This window comes from Streptomyces sp. NPDC006384, from assembly GCF_042870695.1.
Classification (GTDB): domain Bacteria; phylum Actinomycetota; class Actinomycetes; order Streptomycetales; family Streptomycetaceae; genus Streptomyces.
Window position 1 is genome coordinate 77,989 of sequence record NZ_JBIAHR010000004.1, and the last position, 24,249, is coordinate 102,237.

The following is a 24,249-nucleotide window of genomic DNA, read 5'->3' on the forward strand; positions in this document are numbered from 1 at the left end:
GTGGTGTGGTGGTGCGCCGGGGCCGCTGTGCCGGTTGTGGGGTGTTCGGGGGTGGGCCGGGTGGGTTCTGCGGCCCGGCGCGTTCGGGGAGGGGGCGTTCCGGGTCAGGTGGTTGCGTTGTCGGTGTGCTCGGCGATGCGTTCGTGGTGGTGGATGACCTCGGCGATGATGAAGCCGAGGAATTTCTCGGCGAAGGCGGGGTCGAGTCGGGCGGTTTCGGCGAGGGCGCGCAGCCGGGCGATCTGCTGGGCCTCGCGGGCGGGGTCGGCGGGCGGCAGGTGGTGGCGGGCTTTGAGGTGGCCGACCTGCTGGGTGCATTTGAAGCGTTCGGCGAGCATGTGGATGACGGCCGCGTCGATGTTGTCGATGCTGTCCCGCAGTCGGGTCAGTTCCTGGGTGACGGCGGGGTCGGTGGTTTCGGTGCCGGTGTTGCTGGTGGTCATGGGCGATCACCCTACGGGCGGTGGGCCGGGTGGTGCAGGCCGTCTCAGGCCGTGGGCGGCGTGGTGGCCGTGGGCGGCGTGGTGACGGGTGCGGCTCGTACAGTGGGGGCAGGGTCGGGCGTCTTGAGGGGTGGGGCGTGGCGAACGGTGGGCCGGTGGAGCACGGGTTTCCGCACCTGGAGACGGTCCGGGCGGCGGTGACGGCGTTGTACCGGCGTCTGTCGTGCGACACGGTGCGGTCGTTCTCGGTGAGTGTGGCTCCGGCGGATGTGGCGTTCCGGGACACGGAGGATCTGCATCTGGGGGCGCAGCGGGTGGCGCGGGAGCTGGTGCGTCACTACCGTCTGCCGGATGCGCGGATGGTGGTGTCGTTCCGGGAGATGGCGCATGCGGCGAGTGTGGAGCTGGCGGCGGGGCCGGAGTACTTCGTCGAGCTGAACGATCGTTTCCGTACGCATCGCCGGGACATCGGGGCGGCGCTGGCCCATGAGGTGATGCATGTGTATCTGCATCGTCTGGGGCTGTCGTTCCCGGGGACGCGGGACAACGAGATCCTCACGGACACGGCGGCGGCGTATCTGGGTGCGGGGTGGCTGCTGCTGGACGCGTTCCGTGAGGACGCGGTCTCCTCCCAGAAGCTGGGGTATCTGACGCCGGAGGAGTTCGGGTATGTGCTCGCCAAGCGGGCGCTGCTGTTCGGTGAGGATCCGGCGGTGTGGTTCACCAGTCCGCAGGCCGGTTTGGCGTATGCCGAGGGGCTGGCGCTGGCGCGGCGGGACGGGCGGCGGCCGCCGTTGGCGGCGGCCGGGTGGGTGGGGCGGCGTCGGTACGTCCGGGAACGGCGGTCGGCGTCGGATCCGCGTGCGGCCGCGGTGTCGGGTGCGCCGTACGCGTTTTTGCCGGATGCGCGCGGGCTGCTGCGGGTGTCGTTCGCGTGTCCGGTGTGTCATGAGCGGATCGCGGTGCCGGTGCGGGGGCGGGTGCGGGCGCGGTGCGGGCTGTGCCGGACGGTGCTGGAGTGTGACACGTAGGGGTGGGGGTGCGGTACGTGGGGGTGGGGTGCGGACCCCGCCTCTCAGGGGGTTCACAATGTTTCGATATTTTGTTCGCCGCCGTCCCCACCGGCTCACCGTCCGTCCGCCCCGAGGAGCCGGCCGTGGATTCCGAGTCCACAGCACCGTCTGTTGTCGCCGTCCGGCGGTGGTGTGCCGTGTCCGCTGTACCCGTTTCGCCCGTCCGGAGTGTGTGCGGTCGCGGGGACGGTTGCCGGCGGGCGGGGTGATGACCGTGGCGTACGCGCCCCGCGGCGGGTGCTGGTGCGGGCGGGTGTGTGCGTGGGTGTGGTGCTGCTGGCGGTGTCGGCGGCGGTCAAGGTGTCGGAACTGTCAGGTGGAGGTATTCCCCAGTGAAACGTGCCGGTGTGCTGCTTCTCGCGGCCGTCCCCGTGGTGGCCACGGGGGTGTACTTCATCATGCCGACGGATTCGGCGGACGCGCCGGTCTCCGGTCCGGCGGCCGCGGCCCAGTCGGCCCGTGCGGACGCCAAGGACCGGGCGGAGCGGGAGCGGGAGGCGGACGACGCGGTGATCGCCGGTCTGCCGCCGGGGCTGGCCGCCCCGGCGAAGAAGGAGCTGGCGCAGCAGTTGGTGTCGAGTGCGGAGAACTCGACCACGGACTGGCGCAGCGCCTACGGCAGTATCGAGGACCACGGGCAGGGGGACGGGTACACGGCGGGCATCATCGGTTTCTGCACCGGCACCCATGATCTGCTCGTCCTGGTGGAGCGCTACACCGAGAAGCATCCGGGCAACGGGCTGGCGAAGTACCTGCCGGCGCTGCGCGAGGTCGACGGCACCGATTCCCACGAGGGTCTGGACCCCGGTTTCACGGCCGCCTGGGAGGCGGAGGCGAGGCTCCCGGCGTTCCGCAGGGCACAGGAGGAGGAGCGTGACCGCGTCTACTTCCAGCCGGCGGTGCGTCTGGCCAAGCTGGACGGGCTCGGCACGCTGGGGCAGTTCGTGTATTTCGACGCGATGGTCTTCCACGGTCCCGACAGTGACGCGAACGGTTTCTACAGCCTGCGCGAGCGGGCGATGAAGAAGGCGAGGACGCCGGCCGAGGGCGGGGCCGAGAAGGCGTTCCTGTCGGCGTTCCTGGACGTGCGCCGGGAGGCGATGCTGGCCAAGCGGCCGGGCATGGACACCTCGCGCATCGACACGGCCCAGCGCCGGTTCCTGGAGGCCGGGAACATGGATCTGCGGACGCCGCTGGTGTGGGAGATGTACGGGGACACGTACAAGGTGCCGTGAGCATGCGACGGCGCCTGCCCATGTGTCCGGTCGGGGACGGGGCAGGCGCCGTCTGTGTTCCGCACGCCTTTGTGCGGGACGTTCTGTGTGCCGCTCGTCAGACCGTGAGGGCGCGGTCGGTCGGGCGGATCGGGGCCGGCAGGTCGCTGGCTCCGGTCAGGTGGCGGTCCGCGCCGCGGGCGGCGGAGCGGCCTTCGGCGATCGCCCAGACGATGAGCGACTGGCCGCGGCCGGCGTCACCGGCGACGAAGACACCCGGCACGTTGGTCTGGAAGTCGGCGTCCCGGGCGATGTTACCCCGTTCGTCGAGTTCGAGGCCGAACTGGTCGACGAGGCCGTTCTCGCGGTCGGTGCCGGTGAAGCCCATGGCGAGGGTGACCAGCTGGGCGGGGATCTTGCGTTCGGTGCCCGGCCTGGGGGTGAGCCTGCCGTCGGTGAACTCGACCTCGGTCATGTGGAGCCACTGGACGTTGCCGTCCTCGTCGCCCTCGAAGTGGGTGGTGGAGACGGAGTAGACCCGCTCGCCGCCCTCCTCGTGGGCGCTGGTGACCTTGTAGAGCATGGGGAAGGTCGGCCAGGGCTGGGAGACCGGGTCCCGCTCGTCGTTCGGGCGGGGCATGATCTCCAGCTGGGTGACGGAGGCGGCGCCCTGGCGGTGGGCGGTGCCCACGCAGTCGGCGCCGGTGTCGCCGCCGCCGATGACGACGACGTGCTTGCCCTCGGCCGTGATCGGCGGGGTGACGTAGTCGCCTTCCTGGACCTTGTTGGCCAGGGGCAGGTACTCCATGGCCTGGTGGATGCCCTTGAGTTCCCGGCCGGGGACCGGCAGGTCGCGGGCGGTGGTGGCGCCGACGGCCAGCACGATCGCGTCGTACCGCTTCTTCAGGTCGCCGGCCTTGATGTCGCGGCCGATCTCGACGCCGGTGCGGAAGCGGGTGCCCTCGGCGCGCATCTGCTCGATGCGGCGGTTGATGTGCCGCTTCTCCATCTTGAACTCGGGGATGCCGTACCGCAGGAGGCCGCCGATGCGGTCGGCGCGCTCGTAGACGGCGACGGTGTGGCCGGCCCGGGTGAGCTGCTGGGCGGCGGCGAGGCCGGCGGGGCCGGAGCCGACGACGGCGACGGTCTTGCCGGACAGGCGCTCGGGGATCTGCGGGGCGACGTCCCCGGTCTCCCACGCCTTGTCGATGATGGAGACCTCGACGTTCTTGATGGTGACCGGCGGCTGGTTGATGCCGAGCACGCACGCCGACTCGCAGGGGGCCGGGCACAGGCGGCCGGTGAACTCCGGGAAGTTGTTGGTGGCGTGCAGGCGTTCCTGCGCGGCCCGCCAGTCCTCGCGGTAGGCGTAGTCGTTCCACTCGGGGATCAGGTTGCCGAGGGGGCAGCCGTTGTGGCAGAAGGGGATGCCGCAGTCCATGCACCGGCCGGCCTGCTTGCTGATGATCGGCAGCAGGGAGCCGGGGACGTAGACCTCGTTCCAGTCCTTGACGCGCTCCTCGACGGGCCGGGTCTGGGCGACCTCGCGGCCGTGGTTCAGGAAGCCCTTGGGATCAGCCATTGGTCGCCGCCTCCATCATCTTCTCGGTGATCTCGGTCTCGGGGAGACCGGCTCGCTCGGCGGCGTCCTTGGCGGCGAGCACTGCCTTGTACGTACGGGGGATGATCTTGCTGAAGCGTTCCGCGGCGGCCGGCCAGTCGGCGAGCAGCTTCTCGGCGACCGTGGAGCCGGTCTCCTCGGCGTGGCGGCGCACCACGTCGTGCAGCCACGCCTTGTCGGCGTCGTCCGGGGTCTCGACGGCGTCGAGGTTGCCGGCGTTGACGTTGTCCCGGTCGAGGTCGATGACGTAGGCGATGCCGCCGGACATGCCGGCCGCGAAGTTGCGGCCGGTCTCGCCGAGGACGACGGCGTGGCCGCCGGTCATGTACTCGCAGCCGTGGTCGCCGACGCCCTCGGAGACGACGAGCGCGCCGGAGTTGCGGACGCAGAAGCGTTCGCCGACCTTGCCGCGCAGGAACATCTCGCCGCCGGTGGCGCCGTAGCCGATGGTGTTGCCGGCGATGACGCTGTACTCGGCGAGGTGGTCGGCGCCCCGGTCGGGGCGGACGACGATCCGGCCGCCGGACAGGCCCTTGCCGACGTAGTCGTTGGCGTCGCCCTCCAGGCGCAGGGTGACGCCGCGGGGGACGAAGGCGCCGAAGGACTGGCCGGCGGAGCCGGTGAAGGTGATGTCGATGGTGTCGTCGGGCAGGCCCGCGCCGCCGAACTTCTTGGTGACCTCGTGGCCGAGCATGGTGCCGACGGTGCGGTTGATGTTGCGGATGGCGACCTGGGCGCGCACCGGCGCGGCGTCGGTGGCGTCCGTGGCGGCCAGTGCGTCCGCCGCGAGCTTGATCAGCTGGTTGTCGAGGGCCTTCTCCAGGCCGTGGTCCTGGACGGTCACCTGGTGGCGCACGGCGCCCTCGGGCAGCTCGGGCACGTGGAAGAGGGGGGCGAGGTCGAGGCCCTGGGCCTTCCAGTGGTTCACGGCGCGGGTGACGTCGAGGGCCTCGGCGTGGCCGACGGCCTCCTCGATGGAGCGGAAGCCCAGCTCGGCGAGGATCTCGCGGACCTCCTCGGCGATGAACGTGAAGAAGTTGACGAGGTACTCGGCCTTGCCGGAGAACCTCTCGCGCAGCACCGGATTCTGGGTGGCGATGCCGACGGGGCAGGTGTCCAGGTGGCAGACGCGCATCATGACGCAGCCGGAGACGACGAGCGGCGCGGTCGCGAAGCCGAACTCCTCGGCGCCGAGCAGTGCGGCGATGACGACGTCGCGGCCGGTCTTGAGCTGGCCGTCGGTCTGGACGACGATGCGGTCGCGCAGTCCGTTGAGCAGCAGGGTCTGCTGGGTCTCGGCGAGGCCGAGCTCCCAGGGGCCGCCGGCGTGCTTGAGCGACGTGAGCGGGGAGGCGCCCGTGCCGCCGTCGTGGCCGGAGATGAGGACGACGTCCGCGTGGGCCTTGGAGACGCCCGCCGCGACGGTGCCGACGCCGACCTCGGAGACCAGTTTGACGTGGATCCGCGCCTGGGGGTTGGCGTTCTTCAGGTCGTGGATGAGCTGGGCGAGGTCCTCGATGGAGTAGATGTCGTGGTGCGGCGGCGGGGAGATGAGTCCCACGCCCGGCGTCGAGTGCCGGGTCTTCGCCACCCAGGGGTAGACCTTGTGGCCGGGGAGCTGGCCGCCCTCACCGGGCTTGGCGCCCTGGGCCATCTTGATCTGGATGTCGTCCGCGTTGACCAGGTACTCGGAGGTCACGCCGAAGCGGCCCGACGCCACCTGCTTGATCGACGACCGGCGGGCCGGGTCGTACAGGCGCTCCGGGTCCTCGCCGCCCTCACCGGTGTTGGACTTGCCGCCCAGCTGGTTCATGGCGATGGCGAGGGTCTCGTGCGCCTCCTGGGAGATGGAGCCGTACGACATGGCGCCGGTGGAGAAGCGCTTGACGATCTCGGAGACGGGCTCGACCTCGTCGATCGGGACCGGCTGCCGGTCGCTCTTGAAGCCGAACAGGCCGCGCAGCGTCATCAGCCGCTCGGACTGCTCGTTGACGCGCTCGGTGTACTTCTTGAAGACGTCGTACCTGCCGGCGCGGGTGGAGTGCTGGAGGCGGAAGACCGTCTCGGGGTCGAACAGGTGCGGTTCGCCCTCGCGGCGCCACTGGTACTCGCCGCCGATCTCCAGCGCGCGGTGCGCGGGCGCGATGCCGCTGGCCGGGTAGGCCTTGGCGTGGCGGGCGGCGACCTCCTCCGCGATCACGTCGATGCCGACGCCGCCGATCTTGGTGGCGGTGCCGTTGAAGTACGTGGCGACGAAGTCCTCGTCGAGGCCGACGGCCTCGAAGACCTGGGCGCCGCGGTAGGAGGCGACGGTGGAGATGCCCATCTTGGACATGACCTTCAGGACGCCCTTGCCGAGGGCGTGGATCAGGTTGCGGATGGCCTTCTCGGGCTCGATGCCGGGCAGGAAGGTGCCCGCGCGGACCAGGTCCTCGACGGACTCCATGGCCAGGTACGGGTTGACGGCGGCGGCGCCGTAGCCGATGAGCAGGGCGACGTGGTGGACCTCGCGGACGTCGCCGGCCTCGACCAGCAGGCCCACCTGGGTGCGCTGCTTGGTGCGGATGAGGTGGTGGTGGACGGCCGCGGTGAGCAGCAGCGACGGGATCGGCGCGTGCTCGGCGTCCGAGTGCCGGTCGGAGAGGACGATCAGCCGGGCGCCGTTCTCGATGGCGGCGTCGGTCTCGGCGCAGATCTCCTCGATGCGCGCGGCGAGCGCGTCGCCGCCGCCGTGGACCCGGTAGAGGCCGGAGAGGGTGGCGGCCTTGAAGCCGGGCATGTCGCCGTCGGCGTTGATGTGGATGAGCTTGGCCAGCTCGTCGTTGTCGATGACCGGGAAGGGCAGCAGGACGCTGCGGCAGGAGGCGGCGCTCGGGTCCAGCAGGTTGCCCTGGGGGCCCAGCGAGGAGCGCAGGGAGGTGACCAGTTCCTCGCGGATCGCGTCCAGCGGCGGGTTGGTGACCTGGGCGAAGAGCTGGGTGAAGTAGTCGAAGAGCAGCCGGGGCCGCTCGGAGAGCGCGGCGATGGGCGAGTCGGTGCCCATGGAGCCGATGGGCTCGGCGCCGGACTTGGCCATCGGCGCGAGGATGACGCGCAGCTCCTCCTCGGTGTAGCCGAAGGTCTGCTGGCGGCGGGTGACCGAGGCGTGGGTGTGCACGATGTGCTCGCGCTCGGGCAGGTCGGACAGCTCGATCTCGCCGGCCTCGAGCCATTCGGCGTACGGCTTCTGGGCCGCGAGTTCGGCCTTGATCTCGTCGTCCTCGATGATGCGGTGCTCGGCGGTGTCCACGAGGAACATCCGGCCGGGCTGCAGGCGGCCCTTGCGGACGACCTTCGCCGGGTCGATGTCGAGGACGCCGACCTCGGAGCCGAGGACGACGAGGCCGTCGTCGGTGACCCAGTAGCGGCCGGGGCGCAGGCCGTTGCGGTCGAGGACGGCGCCGACCTGGGTGCCGTCGGTGAAGGTGACGCAGGCGGGGCCGTCCCAGGGCTCCATCATCGTGGAGTGGAACTGGTAGAAGGCGCGCCGGGCCGGGTCCATGGAGCCGTGGTTCTCCCACGCCTCGGGGATCATCATCAGCACGGAGTGCGGCAGCGAGCGCCCGCCCAGGTGCAGCAGCTCCAGGACCTCGTCGAAGGAGGCGGAGTCGGAGGCGTCGGGCGTGCAGATCGGGAAGAGCCGGTCGATCCGCTCCTGGTCGCCGAAGAGGTCGGAGGCGAGCTGGGACTCGCGGGCGGCCATCCAGTTGCGGTTGCCCTTGACCGTGTTGATCTCGCCGTTGTGGGCGACGAAGCGGTACGGGTGGGCGAGCGGCCAGCTCGGGAAGGTGTTGGTGGAGAACCGGGAGTGCACGAGCGCGATCGCGGAGGCGAAGCGGCGGTCGGACAGGTCCGGGAAGAAGGGTTCGAGCTGGCCGGTGGTCAGCATGCCCTTGTAGACGATGGTGCGCGCGGACAGCGACGGGAAGTAGACGCCCGCCTCGCGCTCGGCACGCTTGCGCAGCACGAAGGCGCGGCGGTCGAGGTCGATGCCCCGCGAGGCGTTGTCGGTCACGAAGATCTGGCGGAAGACCGGCATGGTGGAGCGGGCGGTGGCGCCGAGCAGCTGCGGGGCGACCGGGACCTCGCGCCAGCCGAGGACGGTGAGGCTCTCCTCGGCGGCGATCGTCTCGATGCGTGAGACGGCGTCCTCGGTGCCGTCGACCGGCAGGAAGGCGATGCCGACGGCGTACGCCCCGGCCTCGGGCAGTTCGCATCCGGCCACCTCGCGGAAGAAGGCGTCGGGCACCTGGGAGAGGATGCCGGCGCCGTCGCCCGAGTCGGGCTCGGAGCCGGTGGCCCCGCGGTGTTCCAGGTTGCGGAGCACGGTGAGGGCCTGGTCGACCAGGGTGTGGGACGCCTCGCCCGTGAGGGCGGCGACGAAGCCGACGCCGCAGGCGTCGTGCTCGTTGCGGGGGTCGTACATACCCTGCGCAGCAGGGCGAGCATCCATGAAGGACCGGTTGTGGCCGTTCACGGAGTGCTGGGACGGCTGGCGCGGCGTACGCATCGGCTCTCCCGTCGTCGTCAGGTGGTATGTGGCAAGTACCGAGGGACGACGTTGGCCCTCTGCGTGAGTGCAAAAGTTGATGCAGGTTACATGATGGAGCGGTTCTCGGGAAGCGGGATTTTCCGTTCCAGCATGCGGACGCCGGACGGTCGCGGCGGGGACGCCGCGTCCTGCGGCGGAGGCTGTGGGGGACCGGGCGGACAGATCGATGTCCGTCGGTCCGGGGGCGGAGGGGCTTCTTCGCCCGCTCCGGGCGCGCCGCGGGCGTCGTTGCCCACAGCGCTTACGGCTCATGCCCGGTGGTCACGCGCTCGAAACCAGCGAGTAACGACTACTTATGCGGTCCGACGCATAAGTTCGAGCCGGGTCATCCTACGGCCGTTCCGAACAGACTGCCCAGGGCGTACGTCACACCGGCCGCCGCGCCGCCGAGGAGGAGCTGCCGCAGTCCGCTGTACCACCAGCTGCGCGCCGTCACCCTGGCCACCACCGCGCCGCACAGGAACAGGCCGGCGAGCGCCACCAGGACGGCGGGCCACAGCGCGCTCGCGCCGAGCAGGAAGGGCAGGACGGGCAGCAGGGCGCCGAGGGCGAAGGAGCCGAAGGACGACACGGCCGCGACCAGCGGGGAGGGCAGGTCGCCGGGGTCGATGCCCAGTTCCTCGCGGGCGTGTATCTCCAGGGCCTGCTCGGGGTCGCGGGACAGCTGCCGGGCGACCTCGCGGGCGAGCTCCGGCTCGACGCCCCGGGCCTGGTAGAGGGCGGCCAGCTCGGCCTCCTCGTCCTTGGGATGCTTCTTCAGCTCCCGGCGCTCCACGTCCAGCTCGGCCTCGACGAGCTCGCGCTGCGAGGCGACGGAGGTGTACTCGCCGGCGGCCATGGAGAAGGCGCCGGCGGCCAGGCCCGCGAGGCCGCTGAGCACGACGGTCTGCTGGCCGGCCGCGCCGCCGGCGACGCCGGTCATCAGGGCGAGGTTGGAGACGAGGCCGTCCATGGCGCCGAAGACGGCGGGGCGCAGCCAGCCGCCGTTCACGTCCCGGTGCGTGTGGTTGTCGCGGTGCGCGTCGTGCAGTGCCGCCTCGGTCTCGATGATGGCCACGAGGGTCCCCCAGAGCTTACTTTGGACAAATTCCAGCTTTTGACAGCGACAAATGTACGCCGGTCATTTCCGCCTCGCCAGCAAGGAAAGGCTGCGCTTACCTGCGGCTTTACCATGAAACGCTCATCCGTGATCATGGCTGCACATATGTCGACCGGGTGACGCTTCCTCCGGCGAGGCTGCGCGGCGTCCCGCACCGGGGACAGTTCCGCAAAGGGCCGTGCGCCTCTTCGGGCGCCGCAGAAGAGGAGAGGCCGCATGGCATCCACCGCCTGCATTCCCTCGGTCCCCGCCCCGGGGGACGCCGCCCGGCTCCGTGAACGGGCGCGCGGCGCGCTGCTCGGTCTGGCCGTCGGGGACGCCCTCGGAGCCCCGGCCGAGAACATGAAGCCCTCCGAGATCCGCGCCCGCTGGGGCCGCATCACGGGGTACGTGGCCGAGCGGCCGTCGGGCACGGACGACACGGAGTACGCGATCTTCTCCGGCCTGCTGCTCGCCCGGCACGGGTCCGCGCTCACCCCGGCCCATGTGGAGGCCGCCTGGCACGAGTGGATCGCGGACCGGGAGGACGGCCCCTTCCGGGGCGCGGGCTTCAGTGAGCGCGGCACCCTGGAGAACCTGCGCCGGGGCCTGGCCGCCCCCGTCTCCGCCCAGCACCGGCACGCCTGGAGCGACGGGCTGGCGATGCGGGCCGCGCCCCACGGCGTGTTCGCGGCCGGACGTCCCGCCGAGGCGGCCCGGCTGGTGGCGATCGACGGCTCGGTCAGCCACGACGGCGAGGGCATCCACGGCGGCCGGGCGGTCGCCGCGGGGGTTGCTGCGGCGATGACGGGAGCGCCGGTGGCCGCCGTCGTGGCCTCCGCCCTGGCCGTCGTCCCGGACGACTCCTGGACGGCGCGCTGTCTGCGCCGCGCGATGACGGCGGCGCACCTCGGCGAACGCGCGGTCCGCTCCGCCGTGGTGATCGGCGGCTACCCCTGGACCGACCTGGCCCCCGAGGCGGTCGCCCTCGCCTTCGGGGCGTACGCGGCGGCCGACGGCGACTTCACCGACGCCGTGCTGACGGCCGTGAACATGGGCCGCGACGCCGACACCACGGCCGCGGTGGCCGGCGCCCTGGCCGGGGCGGCCCAGGGCGTCGGCGCCATCCCCGCCGAGTGGGCGGCGGCCATCGGGCCGGCCCGCGGCAGCTGCCTGCCGGCGATGGCCGGACACCACGTCCTGGAAGTGGCGGACCTGCTTGTGGAGGCCGGGACGACACCCGACACCGGGGACAGGACGGCACCAGGCCTCACGGCACCGGACCTCACCGCACCCGGCCTCACCGCACCGGCCGCGCCGGCCGACGCCGTCCCCGGAGAACCGGCCGGCACCGCCCGCGTCCTGCCCGGCGGCCAGGCCCCGGTGGTGGCGTCGTGAGCCGGGGACGTTCCGCCGGGGAGGAGCCCGCCACCACCGCCTACGTCGCCCCGCCCGGCGCGGCGGAGGCGGCCGTGGCCGGGAGCGGTCACCGGACCGGGGCCGAACCGGGCGGGCAGGCGGCCGGGACCCCGCGGGCCGGACGGATCGAGGGACTGCTGCTGGGGCTCGCCGCCGGGGACGCCGCCGGCTGGCCCGCCGCCCGGCACCGGGCCGCCCGGATGCCCGAGTGGACCCGGCGCCTCACCCGCGAGCTGGACACCTTCGCCGAGCAGAACGCCACCACCACCCTCCCCGTCCCCATCGCCCTGAACCAGTCCCCGGGGCCCCTGCGCCTCGGCCCGTCGGACGACGCCGAGTGGGCGGCGTTCGCGGCGGAGGCCCTGCTGCGCGCCGGGGACGACAGCGCGCTCGGCGACCTGAGCCGGGAGCACCGGATCCGCGCCGCGATCGACCTCACCTGGAACGCCGTCGCCGGCGAGGTCGCCGCCGCCGCGGACCGCGCCCCCGAGGCCGAGTCGGCGGTGCTGCCGCTGCGCGCCCGCATCTCGGTACGGGCGGGGCTCGGCAACCTCGCCACCGGCCTGCGCCCGCCCGCCACCGGCCACGACAACCCGCACTACTTCGACGACGCCGCCTGCGTGCGGGCCTGCGTCCTGGCCGTCGCCCACCCCGGCGCCCCGCGGTCCGCCGCCGGCCTCGCCGAGTTCGACGCCCGCTACACCCAGGACGGCGACGGCGTGCACGGCGCCCGCGCCATGGCGGCGGCACTGGCCTGCGCCCTCGGCGGCGACGACGTGGAGACCTGCGTGACGGCCGCGCTCGCCGAGCTGCCCGAGGAGACCGAGATCGGCCGCAACACCCTGCGGGCGCTCGCCCTGGCGGCCGAGACGGAGAGCGTGTTCGCCCTGGTCCCGCTGCTGGAGCACCAGATCGTCGACCACGTCTACAGCTACGGCGTCGCCGCCGCCGAGACCGTCCCGGTCGCCCTCGCCCTGGCCCGCGCCGCCCGGGGCCGGATCGCCGAGGCCGTCCCGGCGGCGGCCTGCCTGTCCCGCCTCGCCGACTCCGCCCCGGCGCTGACGGGCGCCCTCACCGGCGCCCTGGGCGGCCGCGCGTCGGTCCCCGCCGCCTGGCGCGAGGCCTGCCGCACGCTCACCGGCTGCGTGCTGCCCCGGCTCACCGGCACGGACCTGGTGGAACTCGCCGGGCTCCTGCAGGCCGCACAGCCGTCCCGACCCGAAGGAGGACGCACCCCATGACAGCCCGCACCCCACACAACGGCACGGCGAGCCTGGAGGAACGCGTCACCGGCGCCCTCGTCGGCGCGGCCGTCGGCGACGCGCTCGGCGGTCCCGTCGAGGGCTACTCCCCCGAACAGATCCTGCAGCGCCACGGCGGCCGGATCCACGGCATCGTCGGCCCCTGGAACGGCGACGACTGGCGCACCGCCCGCCCCATCGCCCCGTACCACAAGGGCGACGGACACGTCACCGACGACACTCTGATGACCCACGCGCTGGTCCGGGTCTACGGCACCGTCCGCGACCACCTCGACGCCTACGCGGTCGCCGAGCACCTGGTCCCGGACCTGATGACGAACCCGCGCTGGATCCCGGAGCTGGAGGCGGAGGCGCTCCCCCTCCAGCGGATCTTCCTGGCGGAGAAGTGGCTGGTGGCACGGATCCACTACGGCCACGTCGACCCGCGCGAGGCCGGCACCGGCAACATCGTCAACTGCGGCGCGGCCATGTACACGGCCCCGGTCGGCCTGGTCAACGCGGCGAACCCGGCGGGCGCGTACACCGAGGCGCTGGACGTGGCGGGCGCCCACCAGTGGTCGTACGGCCGGGAGGCGGCCGGGGTCTTCGCGGCGGCGGTCGCGGCGGCCTGCGCGCCCGGCGCCACCCCGGAGTCGGTGCTGTCGGCCTGCCTGTCCCTGGCGAAGGACGGCACCCGGGCGGCGATCGAGGCGGTCGCCGGCGTCGCCTCGCGCCACTCGGACTTCGAGTCGGCGCTCGCTCCGCTGCGGGAGGCCGTCGCCCCCTACGACACGGTCGGCCCCGACTACCGCGCCCCCTCGCTGGGCGCCCGCCGCCCCTCCCGGCTGCACGCGATCGAGGAGCTCCCCGTCGCCCTGGGCATGCTGCTGGTGGCGGGCGGGGACTACCGGCACGCGGTCCTCGGGGCGGTGAACTACGGCCGCGACTGCGACTCCATCGCCACGATGGCGGGCGCGCTGGCCGGGGCGCTGGGCTCACCGGTCCCGGAGGAGTGGGCGAAGCAGGTCGCCGAGGCGAGCCGCCTGGACCTGTGGGAGCCGGCGGCGACGCTCACCGGGGTGGCCCGGGAGGTGTTCGCGCGGGACGTGCGACGGCGCCGCGCGCACGAGCGGGCGTTCGCCGCGCTCGGGGGTGCGGAATGCTCCGGCTGACCTGGGTGCAGCCCGAGGACCTGATCGGGCACGAACTGCGCCAGGCCGCGCTGGACGGCCGCGACGCGTCGGCGGTCGCCGCCCGCTGGCGCGCGGCGGGCGGCCACGAGGCGCCCGCCCGGGCGGGCGCCTCCCCCGGAGGGACCTCCCCGTACCTGCGGGCGCTGGCGGAGGAGCTGCTGGACGAACTGGCCGCTCTGCCGGACCCGTCGGCGGCGGCGGAGCCGACGGAACTGGACGACATCAGGGCGCGGTGCCCGCACTGGCCCCCGCCGCGCCCCGTCACACCCCCGGCCGTGTCCGCCGGCCGTCTGGAGGCCGCCTGGCTGGGCCGGGCGGCCGGCTGCCTCCTCGGCAAGCCCGTCGAGAAACTCCCCCTGCACGCCGTCCGCCTCCTCGCCCGGGCCGCCGGCAACTGGCCCCCCACCACGTACTTCACGGCCCGGGGCATCCCCGGGGAGCTCCTCGCCGCCCACCCCTGGAACCGCCGCTCGGCGGCCACCTCCCTGGCCGAGAACATCGACGGCATGCCGGAGGACGACGACCTGAACTACCCGCTGCTCAACCTCCTGCTGCTCCGGCGTCACGGCCGGGCCTTCACCACCGCCGACGTCGCCCGTCTCTGGCTCGACGAACTCCCCGCCGGGCGCGCCTTCACCGCCGAGCGCGTCGCCTACCGCAACCTCCTCACCGGCCTGGAACCCCCGCACACCGCCCGCCACCGCAACCCCTTCCGGGAGTGGATCGGCGCCCTGATCCGCGCCGACGTGCACGGCTGGACCAACCCGGGCGACCCGGCCGCCGCCGCCGAACAGGCGCACCGCGACGCGACGCTCAGCCACACCGGCAGCGGCGTCCACGCGGCGATGTTCGCGGCGGCCGTCATCGCCGACGCCGCCGGCGGCACCCGTGACGTCCACGCCTGCCTGCGCACCGGCCTCACGGTCGTCCCGTCCGGATCACGCCTCGAGAGGGCCGTCCGGCAGGGCATCCGGCTCGCCGAGACGCACGACGACTTCGACGCCGTCGTGGACGCGCTCCACGCCGTCCACTCCCCCGCCCACCACTGGGTGCACGCCGTGCCCAACACCGCCCTGATCGCCGCCGCCCTCACCCACGCGGACGGCGACTTCACCGGCTCGGTCGCCCGGGCCGTGTCGGGAGGCTGGGACACCGACTCCAACGGCGCCACCGCCGGCAGCGTCGCCGGCCTGCTCGCCGGTCACCCTGCCGCCCTGCCCGAGCACTGGACGGCCCCGCTGAAGAACCGCCTGGCCACCTCCGTCGGCGACTTCGACGGCATCGGCTTCGACACCCTCGCCCACCTCACCCACACGGAGGCCACCCGCTCATGCCCCGGCCCGTCGTGACACCCCCCGCCCCCGCGCCCGTCCCGGCCCCCCTGGCCGGGCTGCGCGTCCTCGATCTCGCCACCCTCTTCGCGGGCCCGCTCGCCGCCACCCTGCTCGGCGACTTCGGCGCCGACGTCGTCAAGGTCGAGCACCCCACCCGCCCCGACCCCTCCCGGGGCCACGGACCGTCGAAGGACGGCGTGGGTCTGTGGTGGAAGATGCTGGGCCGCAACAAACGCACGATCACCCTCGACCTGTCGAAGCCCGCCGGCCGCACCACCCTGCTCCGGCTGGTCTCGACCGCGGACGTCGTCATCGAGAACTTCCGCCCGGGCACCCTGGAGAAGTGGGACCTGGGCTGGGACGAGCTGTCGGCCGTCAACCCGCGGCTGGTCCTCACCCGGGTCACCGGCTTCGGGCAGACCGGCCCGTACGCGCGCCGCCCCGGCTTCGGCACGCTCGCCGAGGCGATGAGCGGCTTCGCCGCGATGACCGGCGAACCGGACGCGCCGCCGACGCTGCCGCCCTTCGGGCTCGCCGACTCGATCGCCGCGCTGGCGACGGCGTTCGCCGTGACGACGGCCCTGTCCGCCCGCGACCTCACCGGCGAGGGGCAGGTCGTCGACATGGCGATCATCGAGCCGATCCTGACCGTGCTGGGCCCGCAGCCGATCTGGTACGACCAGCTCGGCCACGTCCAGCCGCGCACCGGCAACCGCTCCCAGAACAACGCCCCGCGCAACACCTACCGCACCGCCGACGGCACCTGGGTCGCCGTCTCCACCTCCGCCCAGTCGGTCGCCGAGCGGGTGATGCGCCTGGTGGGCCGCCCGGAGCTGATCGACGAGCCGTGGTTCGCGTCGGGCGCCGACCGGGCCCGGCACACCGACGTGCTGGACGCGGCGGTCGGCGACTGGATCGCCCGGCACACCCGCGCCGAGGTGCTCGCCGCCTTCGAGGAGGCGGAGGCCGCCGTCGCCCCCGTCCAGGACGTGCGGGACGTGATGGACGACCCGCAGTACCGGGCCCTCGGCACCATCACCACCGTCGACGATCCGGAGCTGGGCCCGCTGCGCATGCAGAACGTCCTCTTCCGGCTCTCCGCCACCCCCGGCGCGATCCGCTGGGCGGGCCGCCCGCACGGCGCGGACACCGAGGAGGTGCTGGCCGAGCTGGGCCTGACCCCGGCGGACGTGAAGGAGCTGCGCGAGGCGGGAGTCGTATGACGGCGCCCCCGCTGACCTGGCTGTACGCGCCCGGGGACCGGCCCCGGGTGGTGGCCGGGGCGCTGGCGGCCGGGGCCGACGTCGTCGTGATCGACCTGGAGGACGCGGTCGCCCCGGACCGCAAGGAGTACGCCCGTGCCTGCACCGCGGAGCTGCTGGCCGACCCGCAGCCGGTGCCGGTGCACGTGCGGGTGAACGCCCTGGACGGGCCGCTGGCCGCGGCGGACCTGGCGGCGCTGGCCGCGCTGCCGGGACTGTCCGGGCTGCGGCTGCCCAAGGTGACCTCCCCCGCGCAGATCACCGCCGTCGCCGGGGCCGGCGGCGGGCCGCCCCTGTACGCGCTGCTGGAGACGGCCCTGGGCGTGGAGCGGGCGTACGCGGTCGCCGTCGCCCATCCGTCGCTGCGGGGCATCGCGCTCGGGGAGGCCGACCTCCGCGCCGACCTGGGGGTGCGGGGGGACGCGGGTCTGGACTGGTCGCGTGCGCGGGTGGTGGTGGCGGCGCGGGCGGCGGGGCTGGCGCCGCCCGCGCAGGCGGTGCATCCGGACACCCGGGACCTGGAGGGCCTGGCGGCGTCCTGCGCCCACGGCCGTGCCCTGGGTTTCCTCGGGCGGGCCGCGATCCACCCCCGTCAGCTGCCGGTCATCGAGCGGGCCTATCTGCCGACCGAGCGGGAGCTGGAGGAGGCGGAGACGGTCCTCGAGGCGGCCGCCGCGCGGCCCGGCGCCCAGGCGCTGCCGGACGGGCGGTTCGTCGACGCGGCGGTGGTGGCGACGGCCCGGCGCACCCTGTCGCTGGCCCGGCGGCCGGTCCTGTCCTGAGACGTGCCGAGGGCGCCCGGGGGTCCCCGGGCGCCCTCGGCACGGACACGGCGGCCGCGGCGCGGTGTCCGGTCAGGCCTTCTCGGCCGACCCTGCCCCGTCCTTCACGGTGTCGTTCCGGGTCCCCTTGCCGTCCTTGCCGTCCTTGGAAGCCTCGGTGCCGCCGGTGTCCTCGGTGTCCTCGGAAGCACCGTCGCCGGTCTCCGCGCCGGGTTCCACCACGGCCTCCCGGCCGGGCCGGGTCCTCGCCGAGACCACCATGTACACCACGGCGAGCAGGAACACGAAGAGCGCGGTCCAGTTGTTCAGCCTGAGGCCCAGGATGTGGTGGGCGTCGTCGACGCGCATGTACTCGATCCAGAAGCGGCCCGCGCAGTACGCGGCGACGTACAGGGCGAAGGCCCGTCCGTGGCCGAGCGTGAAGCGGCGGTCGGCCCAGATGACGAGCAGGGCGACGCCGATGCACCACAGCGACTCGTACAGGAAGGTCGGGTGGTAGGTGCCGGGCACCCGTCCGTCGGCCGACGAGGTGATCTCCACGGCCCAGGGCAGGTCGGTGGCCCTGCCGTACAGCTCCTGGTTGAACCAGTTGCCCCAGCGGCCGAGAGCCTGGGCGAGGGCGATGCCGGGGGCGACGGCGTCGGCGTAGGCCGGGAGCGGGATGCCGCGGCGCCGGGCGCCGATCCAGGCTCCGACCGCGCCGAAGGCGATGGCGCCCCAGATGCCGAGACCGCCCTCCCAGATCTTGAAGGCGTCGACCCAGTCACGGCCCTCGCTGAAGTACAGCTGGTAGTCCGTGATCACGTGGTAGAGCCGGCCGCCGATCAGGCCGAAGGGAACGGCCCAGACCGCGATGTCGGCCACCGTGCCGGCCCGCCCGCCGCGGGCGATCCAGCGCCTGTTGCCGAGCCAGACGGCAACGAAGACGCCGATGATGATGCAGAACGCGTAGCCGCGCAGCGGGACGGGACCGAGGTGCAGCACCCCGCGCGACGGGCTGGGAATGAAGGCAAGTTCCATGGCAGGTCCGACGCTACCGTGTGGGACGGGGCCCGCGGCGGGCAGCCCGGCTACGTCTCCGTAACGGGCGGCGGAAGGGGGCGCTCCGTGAACGCCCCGCCGCCGCCCCGTTCAGCCGCCCTGCTTGTCGGCGTCCTGCACCATCTTCTTCAGCTTGGCCGGGGTCATGCTCCGGTCCTGGTAGATGTTCTTGCCGTCCAGCAGGACCGTCGGCGTGCCGCTGAAGCCGCCGGCGCGGAAGGCCTTGTCGGACTTCTCCACCCAGCTGTCGTGCGTGCCGTTCCTGACGCACTCCTGGAAGGCGGGTGTGTCGAGGCCGTCGACCTTGCCGGCCAGGTCGATCAGCCTGTCCTCGTCGGCGTACGCGTCGTCGGCCTCGGCGGGCTGGTCGGTGAACAGCACGTCGTGGTAGGCCGGGAACTTCCCGGCGTCCTGGGCGCAGGCGGCGGCGTTGGCGGCCTTGCGGGAGCCGGTGCCGCCCATGTTGCCGTCGATGATCGTCGCCAGGTGGTACTCGACCTTGAGCTGTCCGGCGGCGGTGAGCTCGTGGATCGTGTCGCGGTAGGCCAGCTCGAAGGACTTGCAGGCCGGGCAGCGGAAGTCCTCCCAGACGGTGAGCGTCGACCCGGCGCTCTCCTTGCCGACCGGGATGGCGAGGCCGTCCTTGCCCTGGGCGCCCGAGGGCGCCACGACCGGGCCCGCGGACTCGCTGCCGTCGTCCTTGCCGGCGTTCGCGGCGACCACGCCGATCACCGCCGCGAGGCCCAGGACGCAGACCGTGCTCGCGCCGACGATCAGCGCGCGGCGGCGCTTGTCCCGGGACTTCTGCTTCTCGCGCTCGGCCGCCAGCTTCTGCCGGGCGGTGCGCTTTCCCTCTCGGTTCTTCTCGCTCACACCCCGCAGAACGAACCGGGGAGGCGCTCAGCGCCTCCCCGGTCCCAGGTCCACCCGTACGAGGGACCCCAGTCATGTGTCCGCGGTCACACCTGTCCGCGGACGCCCTTCGCCAGGTCGGCGGCGAGCGCGCGGACGCCCTCCAGGCCGGCCGCCTCGTCGGGGGCGTCCAGCATCCGCTTGACGAAGGCGGAGCCCACGATCACGCCGTCGGCGAAGCCGGCGACCTCGGCGGCCTGCGCGGCGTTGGAGACGCCGAGCCCGACGCAGACCGGGGTGTCCGTGGTGGCGCGGGTGCGCCGGACCAGGTCCTCGGCCTGTGCGCCGACCGACTCGCGGGTGCCGGTGACGCCCATGAGGGAGGCGGCGTAGACGAAGCCGCTGCCGGCCGCGGTGATCTCGGCGAGCCGCTCGTCCCTGCTGCTGGGGGCGACGACGAAGACGGTGGCGAGGCCGTGCTTGTCCGCGTGCTCCCGCCACAGCGCCGACTCCTGCACGGGCAGGTCGGGCAGGATGCAGCCGGCGCCGCCCGCCTCGGCGAGCTCGGCGGTGAACCGCTCGACGCCGTAGCGGTCGATGGGGTTCCAGTAGGTCATGACGAGGATCGGCCTGCCGGTGGCCTCGTGCGCCTCGCGGACCGTGCGCATCACGTCGGCGATCCGCACGCCGCCGCGCAGGGCGATGTCGTCGGCGGTCTGGATGACCGGGCCGTCCAGGACGGGGTCGCTGTGCGGCAGGCCGACCTCGACGACGTCGGCGCCGCCCTCGACGGCGGCCTTGACCGCCTCGATGCCGCCGTCCACGGTCGGGAAGCCGGCCGGGAGGTAGGCGATGAGGGCGGCGCGGCCCTCGGCCTTCGCCGCGGCGAGGGTGTCGTTCAGCAGCTGCACGTTTCCGCTCACTTGGCGTCCCCCTCGATCTCGGCGGTGCCGGAGACGTCCTCGGCGACCTCGGCGTCGGTGTCGTACAGCCCGAAGTAGCGGGCGGCGGTGTCCATGTCCTTGTCGCCGCGGCCGGACAGGTTGACGACGATCAGCCCGTCCGGGCCCAGTTCCCTGCCGACCTCGATGGCGCCGGCCAGCGCGTGGGCGGACTCGATGGCCGGGATGATGCCCTCGGTGCGCGACAGCAGGCGCAGGGCCTGCATGGCGGCGTCGTCGGTGACCGCGCGGTACTCGCCGCGGCCGGAGTCCTTGAGGTAGGCGTGCTCCGGGCCGATGCCGGGGTAGTCCAGGCCGGCCGAGATGGAGTACGGCTCGGTGATCTGGCCCTCGTCGTCCTGGAGGACGTAGGAGCGGGAGCCGTGCAGGATGCCGGGCTCGCCGGCGGTCAGGGTGGCCGCGTGCTCGCCGGTCTCCACGCCGTGTCCGGCGGGCTCGCAGCCGATGAGGCGGACGCCGGTGTCGGGGATGAAGGCGTGGAAGAGGCCGATGGCGTTGGAGCCGCCGCCGACGCAGGCGATCGCGGCGTCGGGGAGGCGTCCGGCCCGCTCCAGGATCTGGCGGCGGGCCTCGACGCCGATGACGCGGTGGAAGTCGCGGACCATCGCCGGGAAGGGGTGGGGGCCCGCGACGGTGCCGAAGAGGTAGTGGGTGCGGTCGACGTTGGCGACCCAGTCGCGGAAGGCCTCGTTGATGGCGTCCTTCAGCGTGCGGCTGCCGGACTTCACGGCGACGACCTCGGCGCCGAGCATGCGCATCCGGGCCACGTTGAGGGCCTGGCGCCGGGTGTCGATCTCGCCCATGTAGATGGTGCAGTCGAGGCCGAACAGGGCGCAGGCGGTGGCGGTGGCCACGCCGTGCTGGCCGGCGCCGGTCTCGGCGATGACGCGGGTCTTGCCCATGCGCTTGGTGAGCAGGGCCTGGCCGAGCACGTTGTTGATCTTGTGCGAGCCGGTGTGGTTCAGGTCCTCGCGCTTGAGGAAGATCCGGGCTCCGCCGGCTTCGGCGGCGAAACGGGGGACCTCGGTGAGGGACGAGGGGCGGCCGGTGTAGTGGACGAGCAGATCGTCGAGCTCACGGGCGAACTCCGGGTCGGACTTGGCCTTTTCGTACTCGACGGCGACCTGGTCGACGGCTGCGACGAGGGCCTCCGGGATGAACTTGCCGCCGAACGCGCCGAAGTAGCCCTCGGGGCTGGGGACCTGTCCCTCGGGGTCGGGGATGAAGAAGTCGCTGGGCATGCGTGTACCTCACGGTGAGTCTCTGGTGGGACGTGATCGCCGTGGGGCGGGGGTGTCAGACCTCTGCGGGCCGGCCGTGACCGGTCGCGCCCGCGCGACGGCAGCCGCGGATCGGGTACAGCCCCGCGCCCCTCGCGGGGCTCTGCCATCGCATGCCGTTGACCTGCCCCGGCTCGTCACCGATGACGTACCGCACCCGGCGGCCGTGCACCCGGCGTGCGGGGGCACGGCAGCCCCGGGGCCGGCAGCCGCGCGCGAGGCGGGCGTACGGGTCCCGGGTTGCCTGGGTGAGCGGGGAAGTCATCGGGGACAGCCTACCGAGGTCAGCCGCGTCCGTGCCGCAGTGCCGGGTGCTCGCCCGCGGCCACCAGGTCGGCGACGGCCGTCTTCGGGTCGCGGCCGGTGACCAGGGACTCGCCGACCAGGACGGCGTCGGCGCCCTCGTTGGCGTAGGCGATGAGGTCGTGCGGGCCGCGGACGCCGGACTCGGCGACCTTGACGATGTGCGCGGGGATCTCCGGGGCGACCCGCTCGAACGTGCCGCGGTCGACCTCCAGGGTCTTCAGGTTGCGCGCGTTGACGCCGATGATCCTGGCGCCGGCGTCCACCGCGCGCTCGACCTCGTCCTCGTCGTGCACCTCGACGAGCGGGGTGAGCCCGATGGACTCGGCGCGCTCGATCAGCGACTCGAGGGCGGGCTGGTCGAGGGCCGCCACGATCAGCAGGGCGAGGTCGGCGCCGTGCGCCCGGGCCTCCCACAGCTGGTACGAGGTGACGATGAAGTCCTTGCGCAGCACGGGGATGTCGACGCGCGCGCGGACCGAGTCCAGGTCGGCCAGCGAGCCGCCGAAGCGTCGCTGCTCGGTGAGGACGGAGATGACGGCCGCGCCGCCGGCCTCGTAGTCCGCGGCGAGTCCGGCCGGGTCGGCGATGGCGGCCAGCGCGCCCTTGGACGGGCTGGAGCGCTTGACCTCGCAGATGACCTTGACGCCGTCGCCGCGCAGGGCGCTGACGCCGTCCTGGGCGGGACGGGCCCTGGCCGCACGCTCCTTGAGCTCGTCGAGGCTGACGCGTGCCTGCCGTTCCGCGAGGTCGGCACGGACTCCGTCGATGATCTCGTCGAGCACGCTCACGCGAGCGGCCCCCTTTCAGACGGCGAAACCTGTGGTCACTCCGATGGTATCCGCAGGGGAGAGCATGCCTCGCATCCGGTGGACGACGGTCCCAGTACCTGGACGGGCGGGATGCGGTCAGGGACGGAGCCAGCCGCCGAACGGCAGGTTCCGGACCACGGTGAAGACCAGCAGCACGGTGCCCAGGGTCCACAGGTGCACCGGTCCCAGGTCGACCCTGAGGGGCCGGCCGCGTGCCGCGCGGATCACCCACACGGTCCACAGGGCGGCGAGGCCCAGGTAGCCGAGGACGGCCGGGGCGTTGGCCTGCAGGGCGGTCAGGAGGTCCCCGTGGACGAAGGCGTGGGCGCTGCGCAGGCCGCCGCAGCCGGGGCAGTAGAGGCCGGTGAGGCGCAGCAGCGGGCAGACGGGGTAGTGGCCGGGTTCGTTGGGGTCGACGCTGCCCACGTAGGCGAAGGCGGCGGCGACGGCGGCCAGCACTCCGGCCGGTACGGCCAGGCGGGCGGCGACGGCCGTCGCGTTCGACGGAGGGTCGGCCCTGCCGCCTGTCGGTTTGCGGGTGTCGGCGTCCACGTCCCGCATTCTGCCCCGCACCGTCCGCACGCGCACGTGAGGGGCGGCCCCGGCACCCAGGTGCCGGTCCACCCCTCAGGAAGTACCGAGAACGGCGTCGGTCAGCCCTTGGCGCCGGCCGGCTCGCGCTTCTCGGCGACCTGGTGCACCGGGTGGTTCTGCTTCGGCTGGCCGAGGCCCATCATGCGCATGATGCCGCCCACGGCGCCGCCGAGGAGCACGACCGCCATGCCGGCCCAGAAACCCACCGGCTGGGCCGCCACCATGAAGAGGCCCGCGATGCAGAAACCGATGAAGGCGATGATGACACCGGTCCAGGCGGCCGGGGTGTGACCGTGGCTGCTGCCCGCCATTGCTTGCTCCTCGTTGCTGTGTACGTGTCTGAGCAGGGTGCTCGTGCCCATTGTCCCGCACGGGCGCGCGCGCCGTGAGCGGGGGTGCGCGTCCGCGCGCGGGGGCGGCGCCGGTCGCACGGGCGTGCGTGGCGGGTCCACGGGTGCCCATGCGTGCGCGGCCGAACCGCGCGGGTGGCCGGGATCAGGCGCCGGTCGGGTCCTCGCCGCGGTCGAGGGCCTTCCAGAGGTCCTCGGGGCGGTCCGGGTCGGTCGTCTGCGGTCTGCGGCGCGGGCGGGGCGTCCCGTCGCGTTCGTAGCGGCCGGACATGGCGGGCCACAGGCGGCCGTAGCGCAGGGCGAGGAGTCCGGCCAGCAGGAGGAGGACGCCGCCCGCGGCGGCGACGTAGGGCCAGGCCGTGTGGGAGAGGGCGTCCACGGTGGCCGAGGTGTCGCCGGCGGCCTCGGCGGCCTTCTCGTCGAGCGCGGAGCTGTCGGACGCGCCGGCCAGGGCCGCGGCGACGGTGCCCGCGCCGCTGAGCGCGAGCAGGGCGGCGACGGCGAGGCGGCCCGCGCGGCGGACGGCGAAGACGGCGACGAGCGCGGCGAGGCCGACTATGGCGAGCGCCGCGGGGACGCCCGTGACGTCGCTGCCCTTGACGGTCAGGGGGAAGTCGCCGCCCGCCACCGTCGCGGTGCCCCGGGACCACTCCTGGCGGGTGGCGAGCAGGGCGACGGCCGCGCCGAGCGCGCCGCACAGCAGGGCGGCGGCGAGGCTGCGGCGGCCGGCCCGGGCGGGGCCGGCGGCGGGGGCACGGGGGGAGGGAACAGCTGTCACGTGTTCCACTATCGCCCGAACCCCGG

The 24,249-nt window shown here is 73.5% G+C and carries 21 protein-coding genes; 8 read left to right on the top strand and 13 right to left on the bottom strand.

Features of this window, described 5'->3' with window-relative positions:
- Positions 1-104 precede the first annotated feature (104 nt).
- The gene (locus tag ACFYOJ_RS06350; protein ID WP_356552022.1) at positions 105-443 is read right to left on the bottom strand and encodes a chorismate mutase; all 339 of its coding nucleotides are present in this window, start codon (positions 441-443) and stop codon (positions 105-107) included.
- 137 nt (positions 444-580) lie between these two features.
- Between ACFYOJ_RS06350 and ACFYOJ_RS06355 the strand changes: the two genes are divergently transcribed.
- Together ACFYOJ_RS06355 and ACFYOJ_RS06360 are read left to right on the top strand one after the other, a co-directional pair.
- The gene (locus ACFYOJ_RS06355) at positions 581-1,474 is read left to right on the top strand and encodes a hypothetical protein (RefSeq protein ID WP_356552023.1); all 894 of its coding nucleotides are present in this window, start codon (positions 581-583) and stop codon (positions 1,472-1,474) included.
- A 374-nt stretch (positions 1,475-1,848) separates the two neighbouring features.
- Positions 1,849-2,751: a chitosanase gene (locus ACFYOJ_RS06360; RefSeq protein WP_356552024.1), complete on the top strand. Its 903-nt coding sequence runs from the start codon at positions 1,849-1,851 to the stop codon at positions 2,749-2,751.
- Between the two features lie 97 nt (positions 2,752-2,848).
- On the opposite strand, the gene ACFYOJ_RS06365 is transcribed toward ACFYOJ_RS06360, so the two are convergent.
- The 3 genes from ACFYOJ_RS06365 to ACFYOJ_RS06375 form a co-directional block, all read right to left on the bottom strand.
- Positions 2,849-4,312 (bottom strand): glutamate synthase subunit beta, encoded by a 1,464-nt coding sequence (locus ACFYOJ_RS06365; RefSeq protein ID WP_356552025.1) that lies wholly within the window; start codon positions 4,310-4,312, stop codon positions 2,849-2,851.
- Positions 4,305-8,843, bottom strand: coding sequence for a glutamate synthase large subunit (gltB, locus tag ACFYOJ_RS06370; protein ID WP_356552221.1), 4,539 nt, complete (start codon positions 8,841-8,843; stop codon positions 4,305-4,307). The genes ACFYOJ_RS06365 and gltB overlap by 8 nt, the downstream gene beginning before the upstream one ends.
- 424 nt (positions 8,844-9,267) lie before the next feature.
- Positions 9,268-9,999 carry a VIT1/CCC1 transporter family protein gene (locus ACFYOJ_RS06375; RefSeq protein ID WP_356552027.1) on the bottom strand — a complete coding sequence of 244 codons (732 nt, stop codon included), beginning with the start codon at positions 9,997-9,999 and terminating at the stop codon, positions 9,268-9,270.
- Between the two features lie 258 nt (positions 10,000-10,257).
- Here ACFYOJ_RS06375 and ACFYOJ_RS06380 point away from each other — a divergent pair, with 258 nt between their 5' ends.
- The 6 genes from ACFYOJ_RS06380 to ACFYOJ_RS06405 are packed head-to-tail and all read left to right on the top strand — an operon-like array spanning position 10,258 to position 17,251.
- A complete protein-coding gene (locus ACFYOJ_RS06380) occupies positions 10,258-11,418 on the top strand; it encodes an ADP-ribosylglycohydrolase family protein (RefSeq protein WP_356552028.1) in 1,161 nt (386 codons plus the stop codon).
- On the top strand, positions 11,415-12,680 hold the full coding sequence (locus tag ACFYOJ_RS06385; protein ID WP_356552029.1) for an ADP-ribosylglycohydrolase family protein: 1,266 nt from the start codon (positions 11,415-11,417) through the stop codon (positions 12,678-12,680). Before ACFYOJ_RS06380 ends, ACFYOJ_RS06385 begins: the two co-directional genes overlap by 4 nt.
- Entirely contained in the window at positions 12,677-13,852 is a 1,176-nt protein-coding gene (locus tag ACFYOJ_RS06390) for an ADP-ribosylglycohydrolase family protein (RefSeq protein WP_356552030.1), read from the top strand. Before ACFYOJ_RS06385 ends, ACFYOJ_RS06390 begins: the two co-directional genes overlap by 4 nt.
- Positions 13,840-15,222 (top strand): ADP-ribosylglycohydrolase family protein, encoded by a 1,383-nt coding sequence (locus ACFYOJ_RS06395; RefSeq protein WP_356552032.1) that lies wholly within the window; start codon positions 13,840-13,842, stop codon positions 15,220-15,222. Before ACFYOJ_RS06390 ends, ACFYOJ_RS06395 begins: the two co-directional genes overlap by 13 nt.
- Positions 15,204-16,430, top strand: coding sequence for a CoA transferase (locus ACFYOJ_RS06400; protein ID WP_356552034.1), 1,227 nt, complete (start codon positions 15,204-15,206; stop codon positions 16,428-16,430). The genes ACFYOJ_RS06395 and ACFYOJ_RS06400 overlap by 19 nt, the downstream gene beginning before the upstream one ends.
- Positions 16,427-17,251 (top strand): aldolase/citrate lyase family protein, encoded by an 825-nt coding sequence (locus tag ACFYOJ_RS06405; RefSeq protein ID WP_356552036.1) that lies wholly within the window; start codon positions 16,427-16,429, stop codon positions 17,249-17,251. The genes ACFYOJ_RS06400 and ACFYOJ_RS06405 overlap by 4 nt, the downstream gene beginning before the upstream one ends.
- Positions 17,252-17,323: 72 nt before the next feature.
- On the opposite strand, the gene lgt is transcribed toward ACFYOJ_RS06405, so the two are convergent.
- The 9 genes from lgt to ACFYOJ_RS06450 form a co-directional block, all read right to left on the bottom strand.
- The gene (gene lgt, locus ACFYOJ_RS06410; protein ID WP_356552038.1) at positions 17,324-18,271 is read right to left on the bottom strand and encodes a prolipoprotein diacylglyceryl transferase; all 948 of its coding nucleotides are present in this window, start codon (positions 18,269-18,271) and stop codon (positions 17,324-17,326) included.
- 111 nt (positions 18,272-18,382) lie between these two features.
- Positions 18,383-19,165, bottom strand: a complete 783-nt coding sequence (locus tag ACFYOJ_RS06415; protein WP_356552039.1) for a thioredoxin domain-containing protein — start codon at positions 19,163-19,165, stop codon at positions 18,383-18,385.
- Positions 19,166-19,251: 86 nt separating this feature from the next.
- Complete coding sequence (trpA, locus tag ACFYOJ_RS06420) at positions 19,252-20,067, bottom strand: tryptophan synthase subunit alpha (RefSeq protein ID WP_356552041.1); 816 nt, start codon at positions 20,065-20,067, stop codon at positions 19,252-19,254.
- Positions 20,064-21,347 (bottom strand): tryptophan synthase subunit beta, encoded by a 1,284-nt coding sequence (trpB, locus tag ACFYOJ_RS06425; RefSeq protein WP_356552043.1) that lies wholly within the window; start codon positions 21,345-21,347, stop codon positions 20,064-20,066. The genes trpA and trpB overlap by 4 nt, the downstream gene beginning before the upstream one ends.
- Positions 21,348-21,402: 55 nt before the next feature.
- Positions 21,403-21,651: a tryptophan biosynthesis modulator TrpM gene (gene trpM / locus ACFYOJ_RS06430; RefSeq protein WP_356552045.1), complete on the bottom strand. Its 249-nt coding sequence runs from the start codon at positions 21,649-21,651 to the stop codon at positions 21,403-21,405.
- A 19-nt stretch (positions 21,652-21,670) separates the two neighbouring features.
- Positions 21,671-22,480, bottom strand: coding sequence for an indole-3-glycerol phosphate synthase TrpC (trpC, locus tag ACFYOJ_RS06435; protein ID WP_356552047.1), 810 nt, complete (start codon positions 22,478-22,480; stop codon positions 21,671-21,673).
- A gap of 117 nt (positions 22,481-22,597) precedes the next feature.
- Positions 22,598-23,062: a DUF2752 domain-containing protein gene (locus tag ACFYOJ_RS06440; RefSeq protein WP_356552048.1), complete on the bottom strand. Its 465-nt coding sequence runs from the start codon at positions 23,060-23,062 to the stop codon at positions 22,598-22,600.
- A gap of 92 nt (positions 23,063-23,154) precedes the next feature.
- Complete coding sequence (locus ACFYOJ_RS06445) at positions 23,155-23,406, bottom strand: HGxxPAAW family protein (protein WP_356552050.1); 252 nt, start codon at positions 23,404-23,406, stop codon at positions 23,155-23,157.
- 184 nt (positions 23,407-23,590) lie between these two features.
- A complete protein-coding gene (locus ACFYOJ_RS06450; protein WP_356552052.1) occupies positions 23,591-24,232 on the bottom strand; it encodes a TIGR02234 family membrane protein in 642 nt (213 codons plus the stop codon).
- Positions 24,233-24,249: the final 17 nt, after the last annotated feature.

What these genes read in the sequence shown, in the direction of transcription:
- ACFYOJ_RS06350 (WP_356552022.1), bottom strand. Translation starts at nt 443, where the DNA reads ATGACCACCAGCAACACCGGCACCGAAACCACCGACCCCGCCGTCACC.
- ACFYOJ_RS06365 (WP_356552025.1), bottom strand. Translation starts at nt 4,312, where the DNA reads ATGGCTGATCCCAAGGGCTTCCTGAACCACGGCCGCGAGGTCGCCCAG.
- gltB (WP_356552221.1), bottom strand. Translation starts at nt 8,843, where the DNA reads ATGGATGCTCGCCCTGCTGCGCAGGGTATGTACGACCCCCGCAACGAG.
- ACFYOJ_RS06380 (WP_356552028.1), top strand. Translation starts at nt 10,258, where the DNA reads ATGGCATCCACCGCCTGCATTCCCTCGGTCCCCGCCCCGGGGGACGCC.
- ACFYOJ_RS06390 (WP_356552030.1), top strand. Translation starts at nt 12,677, where the DNA reads ATGACAGCCCGCACCCCACACAACGGCACGGCGAGCCTGGAGGAACGC.
- ACFYOJ_RS06395 (WP_356552032.1), top strand. Translation starts at nt 13,840, where the DNA reads ATGCTCCGGCTGACCTGGGTGCAGCCCGAGGACCTGATCGGGCACGAA.
- ACFYOJ_RS06400 (WP_356552034.1), top strand. Translation starts at nt 15,204, where the DNA reads ATGCCCCGGCCCGTCGTGACACCCCCCGCCCCCGCGCCCGTCCCGGCC.
- ACFYOJ_RS06405 (WP_356552036.1), top strand. Translation starts at nt 16,427, where the DNA reads ATGACGGCGCCCCCGCTGACCTGGCTGTACGCGCCCGGGGACCGGCCC.
- lgt (WP_356552038.1), bottom strand. Translation starts at nt 18,271, where the DNA reads ATGGAACTTGCCTTCATTCCCAGCCCGTCGCGCGGGGTGCTGCACCTC.
- trpB (WP_356552043.1), bottom strand. Translation starts at nt 21,347, where the DNA reads ATGCCCAGCGACTTCTTCATCCCCGACCCCGAGGGACAGGTCCCCAGC.
- trpM (WP_356552045.1), bottom strand. Translation starts at nt 21,651, where the DNA reads ATGACTTCCCCGCTCACCCAGGCAACCCGGGACCCGTACGCCCGCCTC.
- ACFYOJ_RS06440 (WP_356552048.1), bottom strand. Translation starts at nt 23,062, where the DNA reads ATGCGGGACGTGGACGCCGACACCCGCAAACCGACAGGCGGCAGGGCC.
- ACFYOJ_RS06445 (WP_356552050.1), bottom strand. Translation starts at nt 23,406, where the DNA reads ATGGCGGGCAGCAGCCACGGTCACACCCCGGCCGCCTGGACCGGTGTC.